Source organism: Streptomyces sp. NPDC054932 (assembly GCF_053610205.1).
The window spans coordinates 1-17,132 of record NZ_JBSGXU010000172.1 but is presented as its reverse complement, the minus strand read 5'-3'; the positions used below and the strand labels follow the sequence as shown (position 1 = coordinate 17,132).

The 17,132-nt window shown below is 70.1% G+C and carries 17 protein-coding genes; 5 read left to right on the top strand and 12 right to left on the bottom strand.

The features are described from left to right. The first annotated feature begins 146 nt into the window (after nucleotides 1-146). On the top strand, nucleotides 147-797 hold the full coding sequence (locus ACWGE1_RS32520) for a hypothetical protein (protein ID WP_453424040.1): 651 nt from the start codon (nucleotides 147-149) through the stop codon (nucleotides 795-797). Nucleotides 798-869: 72 nt separating this feature from the next. Here the strand turns inward: ACWGE1_RS32520 and ACWGE1_RS32515 are convergent, their stop codons facing one another. Beyond that, nucleotides 870-1,742, bottom strand: coding sequence for an ATP-grasp domain-containing protein (locus tag ACWGE1_RS32515; RefSeq protein ID WP_453424039.1), 873 nt, complete (start codon nucleotides 1,740-1,742; stop codon nucleotides 870-872). Nucleotides 1,743-2,068: 326 nt separating this feature from the next. Here ACWGE1_RS32515 and ACWGE1_RS32510 point away from each other — a divergent pair, with 326 nt between their 5' ends. Continuing rightward, complete coding sequence (locus tag ACWGE1_RS32510; RefSeq protein WP_453424043.1) at nucleotides 2,069-2,977, top strand: endonuclease/exonuclease/phosphatase family protein; 909 nt, start codon at nucleotides 2,069-2,071, stop codon at nucleotides 2,975-2,977. On the opposite strand, the gene ACWGE1_RS32505 is transcribed toward ACWGE1_RS32510, so the two are convergent. From ACWGE1_RS32505 to ACWGE1_RS32455, 11 genes are all read right to left on the bottom strand, one after another. Then, nucleotides 2,972-3,940: an NAD(P)-dependent alcohol dehydrogenase gene (locus ACWGE1_RS32505; RefSeq protein WP_453424038.1), complete on the bottom strand. Its 969-nt coding sequence runs from the start codon at nucleotides 3,938-3,940 to the stop codon at nucleotides 2,972-2,974. The genes ACWGE1_RS32510 and ACWGE1_RS32505 overlap by 6 nt on opposite strands. Continuing rightward, a complete protein-coding gene (locus ACWGE1_RS32500; protein WP_453424037.1) occupies nucleotides 3,937-4,170 on the bottom strand; it encodes a helix-turn-helix transcriptional regulator in 234 nt (77 codons plus the stop codon). The genes ACWGE1_RS32505 and ACWGE1_RS32500 overlap by 4 nt, the downstream gene beginning before the upstream one ends. After that, complete coding sequence (locus ACWGE1_RS32495) at nucleotides 4,164-4,592, bottom strand: hypothetical protein (RefSeq protein ID WP_453424036.1); 429 nt, start codon at nucleotides 4,590-4,592, stop codon at nucleotides 4,164-4,166. Before ACWGE1_RS32495 ends, ACWGE1_RS32500 begins: the two co-directional genes overlap by 7 nt. A gap of 207 nt (nucleotides 4,593-4,799) precedes the next feature. Then, nucleotides 4,800-5,543: an SOS response-associated peptidase gene (locus ACWGE1_RS32490; protein WP_453424035.1), complete on the bottom strand. Its 744-nt coding sequence runs from the start codon at nucleotides 5,541-5,543 to the stop codon at nucleotides 4,800-4,802. A gap of 37 nt (nucleotides 5,544-5,580) precedes the next feature. After that, a complete protein-coding gene (locus tag ACWGE1_RS32485) occupies nucleotides 5,581-7,611 on the bottom strand; it encodes a helix-turn-helix domain-containing protein (RefSeq protein ID WP_453424034.1) in 2,031 nt (676 codons plus the stop codon). Nucleotides 7,612-7,684: 73 nt separating this feature from the next. After that, a complete protein-coding gene (locus ACWGE1_RS32480) occupies nucleotides 7,685-9,076 on the bottom strand; it encodes an MFS transporter (protein ID WP_453424033.1) in 1,392 nt (463 codons plus the stop codon). Between the two features lie 363 nt (nucleotides 9,077-9,439). Next, nucleotides 9,440-9,607, bottom strand: a complete 168-nt coding sequence (locus ACWGE1_RS32475; RefSeq protein WP_453424032.1) for a hypothetical protein — start codon at nucleotides 9,605-9,607, stop codon at nucleotides 9,440-9,442. A 5-nt stretch (nucleotides 9,608-9,612) separates the two neighbouring features. Beyond that, nucleotides 9,613-10,713, bottom strand: coding sequence for a tyrosine-type recombinase/integrase (locus ACWGE1_RS32470; RefSeq protein ID WP_453424042.1), 1,101 nt, complete (start codon nucleotides 10,711-10,713; stop codon nucleotides 9,613-9,615). Nucleotides 10,714-10,761: 48 nt separating this feature from the next. Then, entirely contained in the window at nucleotides 10,762-10,920 is a 159-nt protein-coding gene (locus tag ACWGE1_RS32465) for a helix-turn-helix domain-containing protein (protein ID WP_453424041.1), read from the bottom strand. Nucleotides 10,921-12,179: 1,259 nt separating this feature from the next. Next, complete coding sequence (locus ACWGE1_RS32460) at nucleotides 12,180-12,665, bottom strand: TrmO family methyltransferase domain-containing protein (protein ID WP_326746945.1); 486 nt, start codon at nucleotides 12,663-12,665, stop codon at nucleotides 12,180-12,182. A 71-nt stretch (nucleotides 12,666-12,736) separates the two neighbouring features. Continuing rightward, complete coding sequence (locus tag ACWGE1_RS32455; protein WP_453424031.1) at nucleotides 12,737-14,137, bottom strand: Tat pathway signal protein; 1,401 nt, start codon at nucleotides 14,135-14,137, stop codon at nucleotides 12,737-12,739. A gap of 208 nt (nucleotides 14,138-14,345) precedes the next feature. Here ACWGE1_RS32455 and ACWGE1_RS32450 point away from each other — a divergent pair, with 208 nt between their 5' ends. The 3 genes from ACWGE1_RS32450 to ACWGE1_RS32440 all read left to right on the top strand — a co-directional run bounded on the left by ACWGE1_RS32450 (nucleotide 14,346) and on the right by ACWGE1_RS32440 (nucleotide 17,039). Next, nucleotides 14,346-14,873 (top strand): ATP-binding protein, encoded by a 528-nt coding sequence (locus ACWGE1_RS32450; RefSeq protein ID WP_453424030.1) that lies wholly within the window; start codon nucleotides 14,346-14,348, stop codon nucleotides 14,871-14,873. Nucleotides 14,874-14,967: 94 nt separating this feature from the next. Further along, nucleotides 14,968-15,858, top strand: a complete 891-nt coding sequence (locus ACWGE1_RS32445) for a universal stress protein (protein WP_453424029.1) — start codon at nucleotides 14,968-14,970, stop codon at nucleotides 15,856-15,858. Nucleotides 15,859-16,127: 269 nt separating this feature from the next. Continuing rightward, complete coding sequence (locus ACWGE1_RS32440; RefSeq protein WP_453424028.1) at nucleotides 16,128-17,039, top strand: universal stress protein; 912 nt, start codon at nucleotides 16,128-16,130, stop codon at nucleotides 17,037-17,039. Nucleotides 17,040-17,132 lie beyond the last annotated feature (93 nt).

Genomic DNA, 17,132 nt, shown 5'->3' with positions numbered 1-17,132 from the left:
ATACATGATCACGGGAGCCATGATGCCAGGCGTCCGTGTCCTGCTCCACCCGGTTTGCGGCGTCTGTCACAGCGACCGGGGGTTGTGCGGGTAGTTGCGGGCGGCCGTCCGCCGGCACCCCTCATCTTGACCGGAGCACCCCGACGATGCGCATACGAATCGTTTTCTCTGCCGCCCTGGCCGCACTCGGCCTCATGTTCCTGCTCCCCTCCGCGGCCCACGCCCACGGTGACACCGTGAAGGTGGTGGTGACCGGGCAGCGCGAGGGCCACGTCACCGCCGACGTCACCTGGGAGAACGACGGGGACGCCGTCGACGAGGCCGTCGCCGCCACCGTGAACGCGGTCAGTGTCGACGGCTCCCGCACCATGGGGCCCTGGCGTCTGGTCCGCGATCCCGCTGCGGCTCCCGCCGGCTGGACCACGGCCGAGGCACTGCCGCCGGGTTCGTGGAAGGTCAGCGTCGACGTGGGCTTCCCGGCCCTGGGGCACGGCGAACTCGAAGTAGGCGTACCCGTGGTGGACCCGGCTCCGGGCACCGGGGCGCCGGGCACTCCCGCTCCGGTCCCCTCCGCGACGTCTCCCGTCGCACCGTCCGCCGCGGCACCGGCGGCATCGCCCTCTCCGGCCTCGGCCTCGGCCGCGTCCCGGTCGCAGGCACCGGAAGCAGCCGCGGCCACCGAGGGGTACGCCGTCTGGTGGACGACGGCAGGTGTGGCCGTGACCGCCGTGGCGGGTGCGGCCGTGGGTCTCCTGCTGCGCCGCCGTCGGCGCGTCCGGCTGGACCGCCTCGGCTAGAGACGGCCCAGGTCGGACACGCCCCACAGACTGTCCGCACTCCCCTGCGGGCTCGATCGGGAGGCCGGTGCGCTACGCGCCGGCCTCCCGGACTGCGTCCAGGGCGCCCGCGACCGCCCCGGCGAAGCGCTCCAGCCCCTGCGGGTTGATCTGCAGGAACAGATTCGGCTCGATCAGTTCCAGCTCCATGACCACGGGTTCCCTGGCCCCGTTCAACGCCAGGTCCACCCGGGCGAACAACAGCTCGCCCGGGGCGGGAACGGCGTCCAGGGCCGCCCGCGCCGTACGGAGCTCCGAATCGGACGGGCGGTAGGGGGCGGCCCCGGGGTGGGGCACCCTGAAGTTGTCGATCAGCCCCGCCTCCGTCAGCAGGGGCTGCTTGCGGATCGCGTGACTGAAGGTGCCGCCGAAGAAGATCAGGGAGCGCTCCCCCTCCTCCACGAGCGGCAGATACGGCTGGACCATCGCGGTGCGGCCCTGGTCCAGCAGCATGCGCGCGTGACGCTCGGCGTCCGCCCGGCGGCCGGACTCGTAGCGCGCGGTGTCCCGTGCCCCCGAGGAGACGGCGGGCTTGACCACCACTCCGTGCGGCCCGTCGAAGTCCTGCGCGTCGCAGTCCCCGCCCGGTTCGACGAACCGGGTCGGTACGACGGGCACGCCGCGCCCGGCGAGCTCCAGCAGATAGCGCTTGTCACTGTTCCAGCGCACCACCGGCGCGGGATTCCACAGCCGGGTGACCTCGGCCGTCGCGTCGGCCCATGCCAGGAACTCCGCCAGCCGGTCCGCGTAGTCCCAGGTCGACCGGATGACCGCCAGGTCGTAGCCGCCCCATTCCGGCGTGTCCGTGTCCCAGGCCACCGCCTGCGCAGCCAGGCCCGCATCCTGCAGCGCCGTCAGGATCAGCGGGAGATCCGCGTCCGCTTCGGCGCCGCTCTCGCTCGTCACGACCGCGATCCTTGCCGCACCCATACGAGTATCCCGTCCTCGCTCCTCGGACCGCCCTGTACGGCCGCCACCCCGGGTGATCACTCTTCCACACGCGCTCCGGCGGGAACCCGTCCGCCTGATCACGCGTCGTACGGGGCGACGTCACGCACACGGCTGCGGGACGCGAGGCGCAGAAGTGTCCTGGGCAGACGGGTGGGACTCCGGTGGTGGACGTGGCGAGGAGCGGTGCGCGGCGCACCGCCCGCCGGCGCAGGGAGAGCCCGGGGCCCTGGTGGCCCTGGGGCACCGACGCGCACGGCCGCACGCCGTGGACGCGTGGGCGCGTGCTCGCGGCGCTCGCCCTACTGACCGCCGGCCTGCTCGTGTTCCACTCCGCCGTGCCCAATGCCGTGGGCCGCCTGGGCAGTGCGCTGGAGGCTTTCCTCCCCTGGCTGGGCCTCGCGGTGCCGGTCCTGCTCGTGGCGGCGCTGGTACGCCGCTCGGTCACCGCGCTGGTCGCGGTACTGCTGCCCGCGGCCGCGTGGGCGGGGCTCTTCGGCGGACTGCTCCTGCCCGCGGACCGCGGCGCGCACGACATCACGGTGGTCCAGCACAACGTCAGTGACGAGAACCCCGACCCCACGGGCACCGCGCGCGCCCTGATCGGGTCCGCGCCGGATCTCATCGCCCTGGAGGAGCTGACGCCGCCCGCGCTGCCGGCCTACGAGGCGGCGCTGGCACCCGAGTACCCGTACCACGCGGTCGAGGGCACGGTCGGGCTCTGGTCGAAGCTTCCCCTCACCGACGTCCGCCGCATGGACATCAAGCCCGCGGGCATCGGGGAGGGCTGGAGCCGTGGCCTGCGCTGCGGTGTGCACACGCCACGGGGCGAGATCGCGGTGTACGTGGCACACCTGCCCTCGGTCCGCTTCCGGTCGAGCGGTTTCGGTTCCGGCCTCCGGGACGAGAGCGCCCGGCTGCTGGGCGCGGCCGTCGGCGCCGAGCAGCTGGAGCGGGTGATCCTGCTGGGGGACCTCAACAGCACGGTGGACGACCGGGGTCTGGCTCCGCTGACCTCCCGGATGAGCGCGCCGCGGCGGGGGCTCGCCCTCAGCTGGCCCGCGGCGGCCCCGGTGGCCAGGATCGACCAGATCCTGACCCGTGGGGCGACCGCCGCCGAGGTCTGGACCCTGCCGGAGACCGGCAGCGATCATCTGCCGATCGCCGCCCGCATCAGGCTCGGCGCGTCATAGCCGGATGGCGAGCTTGCCGCGGACGCTGCCGTCCCGCAGGTGGCGAATGGCATCGGGCACCTCGGCCAGCGGGTAGGTCCGGTCGATGGCGGGGGTCACCGCACCGGCCTCGATGAGCTCCGTGAGGGCTTCGAGGTCGCGCCGGCGCACCAGGGTGCCGAGCGGGCGGAGCCGGTGGCCGACGAAGGGCGACAGCAGGAGCGCGCCCAGCTGGCGCTCGTTGCCGCCGATCCAATTGCCGCCGCCTTCGCCGCCGATGATGACGAGGGTTCCGCGGGGGGTGAGGGCGCGGCGCAGCCGGGAGAGGGGCCGGTTGCCCGCGATGTCCAGGATGACGTCGTAGCGGAGGCTGCCGTCGACGGGGTCCTCGTGCGCGTAGTCGAGGACCTCGTCGGCGCCGAGGGAGCGGACCAGGTCCGCCTTGGCGGCGCTGCACACTCCGGTGACGTGGGCCCCGTGGGCCTTGGCCACCTGGACGGCGAAGGTGCCCACACCGCCCGATGCGCCGAGGACGAGGACGCTCTGACCGGCTGTGACCCGTGCGCTGTCCCGTACGGCGTTCAGTGCCGTGCACCCGGAGACGGGCACGGCCGCGGCCTGTTCGAAGTCGAGGCCGCGCGGTTTGGGTGCGAGCGTGTTCTCCTTGGCGCAGGCGTACTCGGCGAACGACCCGGAGCAGTTGCCGTACACCTCGTCGCCCGGCCGGAAGCGGGTGACGTCCGGACCGACGGCTTCCACCAGCCCCGCGACGTCCATGCCGCGGACGCGTGTCCTGGGCCTCCGGAGGCCGGAGACGGCTCGGACCGCGTAGGGCATGCCGGCCATGAGGTGCCAGACGCCCTGGTCGACGGCGGCCGCGCGCACCCGTACGAGCACCTGGCCACGGCCCGGCACCGGTCGCTCCACTTCTTCGAGCCGCAGGACCGCGGGCGATCCGTAGACGTCCTGGACGATGGCCTTCATGAGTCGTCTCCCTCGGTGACGGTGTACTGGAACACGGTGTCGAGCGGTACCGCGAACACGCGGGCGATCTCGAACGCCTTCTCGAGAGAGGGCGAGTAGCGGCCCTGCTCGATGGCGATGACGGTCTGACGGGTCACCCCGATCCGGCGGGCGAGCTCGGCCTGGGTCATCTCGCCGTTGGCGAAGCGCAGGGCCCGGATGCTGTTGGTGACCCTGGTGGGCCTTACCACGGGTGGAAGCCCAGCCGGTAGGAGACGATCTTCGCCGTGGAGGCGAGCAGCGCCGACAGGACGAAGCCGAGGTAGATCGCGTTGGCGATCCAGAACTGGTCCGCCTCGGCCATGGCCAGGAGGAGCCCGGCCACGGCGCCGATCACGACGAACGACTGTCCGATGTGTTCACCGAACCGGTGGATCTCCCGGTCGCGCTGGTCCTTGACCCTGCCCTCCTCGGGCGACACGAGCGACACGGTGATGTGGAGCGCGATCGAGGCCGCGATGGCCGCACCGACCGTCCACAGCAGCGCCGCCGCGTACGGCTGCTGATCCAGCGGACCGCTCCGGGACCCACCGAGGACGACGGCCAGGTACGCCCCGTACGACACGATCGTGACCACGATCATGATCCACGCGCGTTTCTCCTCGACTGCCACTGCCACTCCCCATGTAAAGAAAACCAGACATCTGCAGTGTCAAGGAATCAGGACACCATGTCAATGATTCTTTACTTCATCCGCGGCGCGACGATCACGCGAGGCACCGGCCGTGCCGGAGGAGAGGCGAAAGAGACGGCCCAGGTGCGGGCGTCACCGCCCCTGCACCCAGGCGTGCGCCCACAGCGAGGAGGACTGGGGTGCGCCTCAGCGACCCGGGGCCGCGGGCTCCTCCAGGAGCTCGGGGCCGTTGTTGCGCACGCTGTTGACGGCGGTCGACACGGCGCGGACATCGAGCCGGCCGCCCGCGGGAGCGGCGAGCAGTGCGCGCAGTTCGTCCGGGTCCTCGTGGGACGGGTCCAGCCATGCCTCGTAGTCCGCCGGGGCGAGGGCCAGCGGCATCCGGGGGTGGACGCGGCCGGCCGCGTCGGAGGCCTCGGTGGTGATGATGGTGCAGGTCGCCCACCACGCCGCCGGATCGTCGTCGGCAGCGACGGCGGGGTCGCGCCAGAACTCGTACAGCCCGGCCATCGCCATCACCGCCCCGCCCTCGGGGCGGATGAAGTACGGCTGCTTGTACGCCTTCACGGAACCGGAGGCGGGGACGGGCTGCCACTCGTAGAACCCGTCGGCCGGCAGCAGGCACCGGCGCTTGGCGAACGCGCGCCGGTAGGCCGGCTTCTCGTGCACCGTCTCCACCCGCGCGTTGATCATCCTCGCGCCGCCGGACGAACTCTTCGACCACGAGGGCACCAGCCCCCACCTCAAGGGGCGCAGCTGCCGCTCCAGCACGCCGCTCTGCCGGTCGGCACGCTCCAGCACCGCCCACACCGCATCGGTGGGGGCGACGTTCCAGCTCGGCTCCAGCACGTGCCCCGGATCCGGGGGCGTGGCCCCGAAGAGGCCGGACAGGTCCTCGGGACTGCGGGTGGACGCATAACGGCCGCACATGCCGTCCAGCCTGCCAGCTGAACCGGCTTCCCGCAGGCTACGCCGCGAAGTCCCCCGGGCCGGGATCGTCATGGTGGTTCACCTGGTGGATGCGCAGCGCGAGTTGCAGCTCCAGCGCCCGCTCGGGGCGCTGCCAGTCGCGGCCGAGCAGGCCGGCTATCCGGTCCAGGCGCTGCACCACAGTATTGACGTGCACATGGAGCGCTGCCGCAGCCCGGGACTGGCTCGTGCCGGCGTCGAAGTAGGCCCGGAGGGTGTGCGTGAGATCGGTGCCGCGCTTCGCGTCGTAGGCGAGCACGGGCCCCAGGGTCTGGCGCACGTAGCCGCCCAGGTCCGTCTGGTCACCGAGCAGCACGCCGAGGAAGCCCAGGTCCCGCAGGGCGGACCCGGTGCCTTCGCGGCCCAGGGCGCGCAGTGCGGTCCGGCAGCGGCGGGCCTCGGCGTAGGCATCGGCGAACTCCGCGGGCGCGGTGACCGGCCCGGCGGCTCCGACGGTGACGGGACCGCCGAGGGCCTGCCGCAGCTCGCCCGCGAGGCTCGCGGCGGCCGGGCCCGGCCCGGCATCGGTGGCGGAACCCGGCCCGGGATCGGCGGCAGGTCCCGGCCCGGCATCGCTGGCGGAACCCGGCCCGGGATCGACGGCGGGTCCCGGCCCGGTGGGGCACACCAGGACCACGTCCTCGTGGTGCAGCCCCGCCAGCCCCTTGCGCGCCTGCGCGACACGGGCGGCGGCGGCCAGCAGCCTGGGCCGCGGCACGGCCCCGGTGTGCAGGACGAACACGGCGTGCGGACGGCCCAGGTTCACACCGAGCCGGCGGGCCCGCGCCGACAGCCCGGCCGGGTCCGCGGCCCTGCCGAGGAGGTCGCCCAGCAGTTCGCCCCGTACCCGGTCCTCGGTCTCGGCGACCGAGCGGCGCAGGAGGAGCAGCAGGGCGGTGACGAGGCTGGCGCGCTCGAAGAGACGGCGGTCGGCGTCGTCGAGGTCGGCGCGGCCGGTGAGCGCGATGCTGCCGAGCAGTTCCTGCCCGGCGAGGACCGCGCACACCCAGGTTCCGTCGGCGGAGACGGCACGTCCGCCGGCCCGGGAGGCCGCGACGGCCCGGGCGGACGGGCGCCCGGAGTCGGTGCCCGCTCGCGCGAGTTCGGCCCCTTCGGCGTCGTGGATGAGGGTGCCGCCCTGCAGGACAGTGCCGATGGCGGTGGCCACGTCGCCGACGTCGCCGCCGCGCAGGACCAGATCGGTCAGCCGGTCGTGGGCGTCCTCGGCCCGGCGCATGGCGTCACTGTGCGCCTCGATGGTCCGCGAGGCCTCGTTGAGGTCGACCAGTGCGGTGCGCGTCTCGTCCAGCAGACGGGCGCCGTCGATGGCGATGGCGGCGTGGTCGGCCAAGGAGGACAGCAGGGCGACCTCGTCCGGCGTGAAGGCACGGGCGGTGCGGTCCGCCGCGTACAGGACGCCGATCACCCGGGTGCCCAGACGCAGCGGTACGCCGAGGATGGCCCGCAGGCCCTCCTCCGTGACGGCGCCGTCGATCGCCGTGGTGTGCCGGAAGCGCCGGTCGTCGCGGTAGTCGCCGGTGGAGTACGGGCGGGCGGTTTCCGCGACGAGCCCGCCCAGCCCCTCCCCCATGCCGAGGCGCACCTGCTGGAAGGCGGCGGAGACCGAGCCGTCGGTCACGCGCATGTACGTGTCGCCCGCTTCCTCGTCGTTGAGCGACAGGTACGTCACGTCCGTACCGAGGAGCAGCTTGGCCCGGTGGACGATGGCCTTCAGGACGGCGTCCGGCTCCCTGAGGCGGGCGAGGTCGCCGGCGGTGTCGAAGAGGGCGGCGAGTTCGGCCTCACGGCGGCGGTGCTGGCTGAGGGTGCGGCGGATGCGCAGCGCGACCCGGGTCGCGTCGGCGATCACCGCCGCGTCGGCCTCGGAGGGATCCCCGCCCGGGAACGCCCCGGCGGGCGGTGGGGTGAACTGCTCGGCCGGTGCGCCCTGGTCCAGCAGGTCCAGGAGGTTCCGCAGCCGGAGCAGCGCGCCGGTGCCGTCGCTCCCGCTCTCTTCGGTGGTGGCCATCGGGTGCTCTCCGTGGTGCTGGACTCGGACGGGGGCGGCACCGGCCCGGACGGCGCCGCCCGCGACCGGGGGGTCAGTTGTCGGCGGACACCGGATCGTGCCCGGCCCGGCGGGCGGTGGGTACGGAGGCGCGTACCGGGGTGTGTTCCCGGGTCAGGCTACGCCCGCGGGTCTCCTTGGCCACCAGGACGGTCAGCGTGGTGACCGCGGCCGCCGCGGCGAGATAGACCGAGACGGGCAGGGAGGAGTCGTAGTCGCGCAGCAGGGCCACGGCGATGATCGGGGCGAGTGCGCCGCCGATGATGGAGGCCAGCTGGGAGCCCATCGAGGCGCCGGAGTAGCGGACCTTGGTGTCGAACATCTCGGAGATGAAGGCCGCCTGCGGACCGTACATGGCGCCGTGCAGGAGCAGTCCGACGGTCACGGCGGCGGCGATCACCGGGAAGGACTTGGAGTCCAGCATCGCGAAGAACGCGAACGCCCAGCCGATCATGCCCACCGAGCCGATGAGGGTGACGGTGCGCCGACCGATGCGGTCGGAGAGCGCCCCCCAGGCCGGGATGGCCACGAAGTGGACGGCGGAGCCGATCAGTACGGCGTTCAGGCCGTCGCTCTTGGGCAGCCCGAGGTGGGTGGTGACGTAGACGAGGAGGAAGGCGGTGATGACGTAGTACGAGATGTTCTCGCCGAGCCGGGTGCCGATGGCGGTCAGGACTCCGCGCCAGTTCGTACGGAACACCTCGGCCACGGGCGGCTTCTCCCTGACCCCGGCGGCGGCCTGCTCCGCGGCCCTGGCCTGCGCCTCCAGGAAGACCGGGGACTCCGAGACCGACACCCGGATCCACAGGCCGATCATCACGAGCACGCCGGAGAGCAGGAAGGGGATCCGCCAGCCCCAGGCGAGGAAGGCCGCGTCGGACTGGACGGCGGCCAGCACGGCGAGCACACCGGTGGCCAGCAGATTGCCTCCGGGCGCGCCGGCCTGGGGCCAAGAGGCCCAGAAGCCGCGGTTCTTGTCGTCCCCGTGCTCGGAGACGATCAGCACCGCCCCGCCCCACTCGCCGCCGAGCGCGAATCCCTGGACCAGCCGCAGGAGGGTGAGGAGGACGGGGGCGCCGACGCCGATGCTCGCGTGGGTGGGGAGCAGACCCATGGCGAAGGTGGCCCCGCCCATGAGGAGCAGGCTGAGGACGAGGAGCTGCTTGCGGCCGATCTTGTCCCCGTAGTGGCCGAAGACCAGCCCGCCCAGGGGACGCGCGGCGAAGCCGATCGCGTAGGTGAGGAAGGCCAGGAGGGTGCCGACCAGGGGCTCGCTGCCGGGGAAGAACAACTCGTTGAAGACCAGTGCTGCGGCCGAGCCGTAGAGGAAGAAGTCGTACCACTCGATGGTGGTCCCGATGAGGCTCGCGGCGACGATCCTGCGGATTCCGGTTGCTGATGGTGCGGCTGTTGCGGGGGAGGTCATGTGCACCACTTCCGGGGTCTACGGGGACGTTTGGTGTGGCCACACCGTAGAAGCCCGCAGGTCGGCGGCGTATGTGGCGGGACATCACATTCAGGCACGACCTTGTGTACCCAACCACCACATCGCCGCCTCGGACACCTTGAAGGCTTCCGGAACGCCCCGTCGACACCCGCCGCAAACGCGTGGATCAGCCTGTTTTGCACCCCCCGTGCTGACTCCCGTGCTGGTTCGGTGCTGACCCGAAAGCCCTTGTCAGCACCCCCGGCAACCTCTCCCGTGCTGGTTCGGTGCTGACTACGCAGCGTTGAACCCGGTCATTCACGGGCGGATCGGATCGGCACATCGCGATGGCGTCACTGGGCGTCAGGCCGCTTGGACCACAGTCTCGAACTCGAGCGGCAGGCTCAGCTCGGTCTCGCGCGTGAAGACCGAATCCATCAGGGCCCTCAGTCGTCCCGGGGCGTCGGGCATCACGTGCGCGTACGTCTCGTGGGTGATGCGTGGATCCCGATGCCCGAGCCACTCGGCCATGTCCGTCACCGGTACGCCCTTCGACAGTCCCGCCGAAGCGAAGAAGTGGGCAGCCAATGCGGGGTGATCGTCCTTGTGATGCCCGCGCTCTGCTTGGCCTTCCGCCACAGACGGTCGACGAGCGAGTACATGAGGATGTTGGTGCCCCCGACGTTCGAGAAGAGGTAGTCGCCCGGGAGCCGGTTCACCGCATCTCTGACTCGAAACGTTCCATACCGCTGGACGTGCTCCTGCACCTTGGCAGCGATGCTGGGCGGCAGCGGAACCGCTCGGCCCTCGTCCAAGTCACGCCACTTGAGGTGCCTTACGCAGTGGGCCCGTCCCCGGCCCTTCGTGATCGCCTTCTGGACAGCGGTTTTTGGCTCCTCGTTCTCGCCGTCCTGCGTGACCTGACGGTCCACGAAGATCAGCCCTGCCTCGAAGTCGAACTGCTGGAGCGTCACGGCGCACGCCTCGCCAATACGCAACCCACAGCCGGCCATCAACCACGCGAGGAGCTTGTACGGGCCCGGAAGGTGTCTCTCTATGGCTTCGATCTCCTCCAGTGTGGGCAGACGAATGGTCTTCTTCGCCTTACGCTTCACACGCCGTCGGCTGGTGCGGACGTGCTGGCACGGGTTCTTGGTGATGTACTCATTGGCGACGGCGAAGCTGAAGACTCCGGCGAGAGTCTCATAGCGGTTGATCGCCGTCGACTCCTTGTAGCCACGTTCCTCGACCATCCATTTCAGCCATGCCTGGAGGTCCTTCGGCCTTACAGCACCAATGGCGGTGCTGCCAAAGTACGGCTGCACGTGGAGACGCAGGCTCGTCTCATACTGGTACCTCGTACCGTTTGCGCGATCCCCCGACGTGATGAACTCGCGGTACACGGCTACGAGAGGATGCAAGAGACCCGTCGGCGCGATGTAAGTGCCGAGATCCTTGTCCCGCTCCACCTTGGTGGCAAAGGCGTCGGCCTGTCCCTTCTTCTCGAAGGACTTCTCTCGCTGACCTCCCGCCCTGCCGCCTGGTTCGCGGTACCGGACGGTCCACGGATGACCGCAGCGGGTCTGCCCACACGGGTAGTGAACGTTCCTCGGGTCGTCCTTACACTTCTGCAACACGCGGGCCAAGCTTCAGATTCTCCCTACTGGGCCTCACGGGAGGCTCCCCTATCCGTACCTGCTGTCGAGGTAGGAAACGACATCTCGCTCACGGAATCGGAGGAGGCGACCTACTTTCTGGGGGCGAAGCCCCCAAGATCGGTACTTGTTCTTCACAGTGACTTCGCCGACCTTCAGCCATTCAGCTACTTCGGCCGGCGTGAGCAACCGATAACTCCCACCCTGCGCCAATCAAGATCCTCCGGTCTTCACACTCCCCCGCCCACAGAACAGAGCGAGCGGCCACGAACACGTCCGAGGCTATGATGCGAAGAATCCCCGGTTTCGCTAACCGGGGTTCCGGGACTATATTGCGCCCAGCCGTCCGAACGATCGGGGTCTACCCACCTCCCGCGAAGGCGAGCCTTCGACGGTCAGTACAACCACAAACCCTTCCATATCCAGGGGGTTCCGGGATCCCACGACCGATACCTTTCGGGTGCGCGAGGACGAATTCCGCAAGCTCGCACCGACTCCTGAGCCATTGGAAGTGCGGACACTCGTACGTTGACATGCCCTCCGGAAGAAAATCCAGTCGTTCATGTCTGCCGTCGGCGAATGGACGGAATAGCCGACGCTATAGGCACAGGAGGTCGCTGGTGACGTCGCTCGCTGCCACTGCACTCGTTCTGCGGCAGAAGCCGAACCGGGTGGCCGGGTGCTGCACTTCCTATGGCTGGGGGCCGGACGTCGGCGAGCAGGGCGGCGTGGTGGGCCCGCTCAGGTCAGGAAGCGACGGTGTCAGCTCCTACCGATCCGAGCGCGCCGGGATCTCGCTTATGCGACACGTTCGTGCCGAACTGCCTGGCCGACAGGTCATACGCATTCGGCCGGTAAACCCTCCTTGAACAACCGTGGCCTCGTGGCGCTCAGCGCAGTTCCCCTTCGTTGATTCCCGAGGGTTGCCGGTGGCAAAGCGCCCGGCGAAGAAGGGCAGCAGCAGGCCCGTAACACTGACGGCCGGACTTCGCACGTCGTACCGCTGGGCACGCTAGCTAAGGCCGATTCGATGGCCGGCTTCAGCCTCACCCCTGTGGCCGCCGACCAGCGTGTCCGGCCGGTCGACGTCCTGTCGGTCACCTTCCGAACCGTCATCGAACGAGCCTTGGGCCTCGTTCGGCAACCTGGAGGGATTGACGCTTAGCCTGGCCATCGGCAGGTGCGCGGATTGGCAGTGGCCGATGAAGCCGTGGCCAGGGCATTGCCAGCGCCCTGATGAAACGGGCCTGTGCAGCCTGCACCCCCACTGCGGGTACGGTGTGCACGCCGTCGGCCAGGAATTTCTCCTCGACCGCATCGGGCTGCCCTTCGGAATCAACGCCAGCCCCGACCATTGCGTGTTCACTCGTCGGCGGCCGCGGCACTGAGCCCGCCGTGCCAGGGGCATGGAGGCCCAAGCAAGCACCGTCCGGTGTCCCTTCCCAGGGTCAGGGTCGCTCGGCAGCGGGGTCCCAGTAATGCTCCAGCATCACCGCCGGCCACGCCGGGCTGGTGATAGGGCCGCGAGGTCCCATCTGCTCGAAGTAGGGGCCGAGATCGTAGATCGGGGTGCCGTTGACAGCATCAAGGTCGGTGACGTGCAGATCCCGTCCTTCGACCTTGAGCAGCCGGGGAAAGCTGGTCGCCATTCGGTTGGGGCGCCGGTGGTTTCGGTGCACGAAGGTGCCGGTGGGCTCCCACTCCGGGTTGTTGCGGGGGCTGCGGGCTCCGAGGTGAAGGTCGGCATCGGATCCCAGGTGGAAGCGCCAGGTGACGATCAGGTGGGAGAACTCCTCAAGGCCTTGCAAGGTATCCAGCGGGAGGTCGGGGCGAAGGCGGATGATCGATTCGACTCCGCCCTGGTAGTCGTCGGCCGGCTTCTCGTGGCCGCCGATGACATGGGCGACGGCCTCCAACGTGATCGGGTCGTCCACGAAATCCTCCCCTACGACTACCCGCTCGGCCTGGGTGTTCCCCGGTCCGAGCCGGTGCTGTGATGGCCCGGTCAGCGTACCCGGCTGATCACCATGCGGGCGCGATCGTCCAGTTGGGCCAACGACGTTCCTCCGCGGCCTCGATATGGAGATAGGGATCGGCGCATCTGGACCACGGTGTCCAGGGCCCGACCGGACTGGACTCCCTGCATGGTGTCCAGGGCTTGGGACCAGGTGGCGCAGGCCGCATCGACAGCTCCGCGCTGTATCTGCACCGCGCCCAGGAGGCCGAGGGTGACCGCATGTGTGCGGGCGAAAGGCTGGGCGCGGCGGGTGCGGACGCTGCGCTGGAACTCACGTTCAGCTCCGCGGAGATCTCCGAGGCCCTGCAGAGTGCGGGCCGTTTCGTGGGCGAGGCTTGCCTCGGAGAAGAAGAACACTCGGGCAGGCTCACCGTCTCCGCTCTCAGCGTGGCGCAGGTCGTCTTCGGCGCGCAGCAGAGCGGCAATGGCCTGCTGCTTGTGGCCGGCTGCCGCCAGGCTGCGTGCATGAACGACCCCCAGGAGGGAGCGTTCGCGCGGGCTGGCATTTGTGTAGCGGCGGTGGGCGACGGAGGCCTCGGCCAATTGGAGGGCTTGGGTGGGATGACCGAGGTCCAGGGTCTGGTGCGCCTGGGCCCGGAGGATATGTCCGGCCAAGGGAGCATCGTCGGCTTCGGCGGATAGCCGGAGGGCAACGCCGAGCCACCTCTGGGCGAGGGCGTGCTCGGAGGAGTCGAAAGCGGTCCAGCCTGCCAGGTATGCCAGTTCGCCGGCAGCAGTGAACATCTCCTGCCGCGTGTGGTGGTCCGGGAATCGGCCGCCGAGATATCCGGCGACGTCGGCCCGGAGGTAGGCCACGAGGGCGGAGCGGCCGTCCTGGCCGCCGCGGCGCTGTTCACGCTGGGAAAGCAGCTGCGTCATCTCCCGTACGGCGGCCACGTCGCCCGGGCCGACCTGCCATGCGTCCGACGGCTTCCGCGACTGAGCTGCAGTGACGGTGTTCTGCCACCATCGGTCGGACGGCAGGAACATCCCCGCGAGAGAGAAGGCTGCACCTTTCAGGGTGCGGCGGCGCTCCAGGTCCAAGTCGGTCCCCCCGAGATCGACGAGCTGTGCGATCGAGTCGCTGTCCCGGGTTGCGGAACCTGCCTTCTCATCAGGGTCTTTAAGCCCGATGTCGGCTGCCGTGACGACCCGATGGGTCCCTCGGCTGCTCAGCCCTCGCGACAACGCTTCGCACAAGATACGGGTCGCCGGCGGCTCAGGGTGCGATCCACGAACCCACTGGTTTACGTGCGAGGCCGACACCGCTTTCAGGTCGTCGGCACCGACCTCGGCCGCCACACGCTGCAGATGCCGGGCGGTTGTGGCCTGCGACCAGCTCAGCTGCCTCAGCACGCCCTCCAGCAAGGTGTTGCGCTCACGCGGCACCGGAAGCCCCCGTCCACGAAACGATCTTTACGCGCCTTACGCGGTACCGCACCCTCCACGGGATATCCACGCCGAGTGAATCACGGTTCGCTGAGCGTAACGGTAGCCGCAAGAGCCACTTCGTTGGCTGCACTTCGGCCATCCCCAGCGTCCACCCGAGCGCTCTGCAAGACCGTCCACGACCGCGGAAGAGGAACGAGGTCAAGCGATGAACTCCCACCAGATCACGCGCGACAACATGCTCAAGGCACTGGCCTCACCCACCGCCGTCTCGGCCTGCATGAATTTGCCCAGCCGCCCTGAATCCGTGAAAACCGCACGGGACTTCGTCTCGGGCCAGTTGGCCTGGTGGGGCCATCCGGACTTGGAATACGCTGCCACGCTGGTCTGCAGTGAGCTGGTCACCAATGCCGTCACGCACGCCAATCCGGACCTTTCAACGAGCGAATGCATGGTCGCGCTCACCCTGGTCCCCGGAGAAGCTCTGATCGCCCAGGTAGCGGACCCCCATCCCGCGCCCCCGATTCCAAAGGTCACCCTCCCTGGCACCCTGGCGGAGCACGGCCGCGGGCTCTCCATCGTCACGCAGTTGACCGCCCACTGGAGTGCCTCCCCCAGACCCGACGGGAAGGGGAAGGTCATCAGCGCCTACCTCCCGATCGCCGAACATCCTGCCTGTGCAGCTCGCACCGAAAGCACTCGCACGATCGCACACGCCAGGACCGATCACTGGTGACGCTGCCCGCCTTTGGTGACCGCCGGCTCTCCCCCCCACCCATTGCCGGCACCCGACATCCCTTTCTGCCGGAGGTCCTTCCGTGTTCCACCCCGTGCCAACCTCTCCACCCGATCTCGGGGTCCGCCGGTCCCGGGCGATCACCGTCGGGCTCGACGGATCTCGCGAGAGCCTGGCCTCCGTCGCCTGGGCCGCGGACGAAGCGCGCCGACGCGGTCTCGCCCTTCGCCTCGTGCACGTGTGGGGCCTGGAACCGGACGTCCATTCACCGCTCATCGGCTCTCGCACCAGGCTGGAGCCGTACGACGTGGACCCGCGCTCCACGGCCGAGCGGATACGGCGCACGCATCCGGGCCTGGACGTGGTCGCGCAGGAGCTGTGCGGCGAGCCGGCCACCGTTCTGTGCGGGGCCGCCGAGGAGTCCGAGCTGTTGGTGCTCGGTTCCCGCGGTCTGGGCGGGGTCGCCGGGTTCGTGTCCGGTTCGGTGGCCCTGTCCGTGGTCGCCCGTACCCGGCATCCTGTCGTCCTGGTTCCGGGCCGCGCTCCGATCCCGAACGGCGGCATCGTCCTCGGCCTGGACCTTTCGCACCCGTGCGACGAAGTTCTGGACCACGCCTTCTCCCGGGCCCACCGGCTCGGTGTACCCCTGCGAGTCGTACACAGCCCGCATACCCAGCGGGGGCTCGGCAGCGATGCGGCACTGACCGCTTCGGCCATGGCGCCCGGAGCTGCGGACGCGAGGACCGCACGAGACCTGACGCAGGTGATCGAGCAGTGGCGGCATGCGTACCCCGGCCTGCGCGTCACAGGGGAGATCCGCCCCGGCCACCCCGCGCGAAGGTTGGTGGAAGCTTCCCACACGGCCGGCCTCCTCGTCATGGGCCGCCGCAACCGCCAATCCCGGCTCGGTCCCCACACCGGAGGTGTGACCCGTGCGGTCCTGCACCACTGCCGGACGCCGGTGGCCGTCATCCCCCACGACTGACCATTCACAGCGCTCCGCATCGCCGTTGCCCGCGTTCCCTCTGTGAGGGACGCGGGCCGCTTCGCGTACCAGGTGCTCAGTGACTGGTGTGGGCACCGCGCACGTCCGTGTCCGGCACAGCCACTGTCCGGCCGGGCGACGAGGGACGTTCGGCCCGTTCCCCGGGTCTCCTGGACCATCGCTCCCCCACGGTACGGAAGGGAAGGGTGGGACACACACCGCCGACGACGGACGACGGTACTCGCCCCATAGGCTCCGGAGGAAACACCATGTCACGTACGGTCATTGCGGGAATCGACGGATCCCCTGCATCTCTTGCCGCCGCCGAGTGGGCCGCCCGGGAAGCCCGGCGGCGCCGGGTCCCCCTCAAGCTGTTGCACGCCATGGAGGAGTGGATCCCGTCCTACGGATACGCGTCGCAGACCGAGGCCACCCCGTCACCCCAGTACTGGGGTGAGCGCATCCCCCGGGAGGTCGCGCTGCAGTTGACCGAGCGGCACCCCGGCCTGGAGATCACCACGGAGCAGGTGGACGGGCGGCCGCTGACCGTCCTGGTCGCTGCCGCGCAGGAGGCCGAGGTACTGGTACTCGGCTCGCGCGGACTGGGGGCGATGACAGGATTCCTCGTCGGATCCGTCTCCCAGGCCGTGCTCGCCCAGGCCAAGCGCCCGGTCGTGGTCGTGCGGCCGGGCGCCTGGCTGGACGCCGACTGCCTGCCCGGATCTGATGGTGACGCACCACGGAAGGACAAGGACCGGCCTGTCGTGCTCGGGCTGGACCTCTCCTACCCGTCTAGCGAGCTCCTCGACCACGCCTTCGACGCGGCGGCCGTACGCCGGGCCCCACTGCGTGTGATCCACCGCTGGAGCATGCCGCCCGCCTTCGCGTTCGACCCGGCGCTGCTCGCGCCCGAGGTACGGGACGGCATGGCGACCTCCATGGCGACTGCGCTCGCCGATGAACTGCTGCCCTGGCGCGACAAGTACCCCGAAGTCCGTGTCGAAGTGGACTGCTCGGTGGGGCAACCCGCCAACCAGCTCGTCGAAGCTTCGGCAGACGCCTCACTGGTCGTCGTCGGCCGGCGGATACGCCGCTCCGCCATCGGCACCCATCTCGGCCCGGTCGTCCACGCTGTCCTCCACCACGCCACAGCCCCGGTCGCGGTCGTACCCCACGCTTGAAGCGATCACGTGTGCCGGGTTGCCCTGACCGTCCGCGGCTGACCACAGACCTGGGAGCAACCCATGCGCGCCGAGCCCGGCCGGGTGATGTCC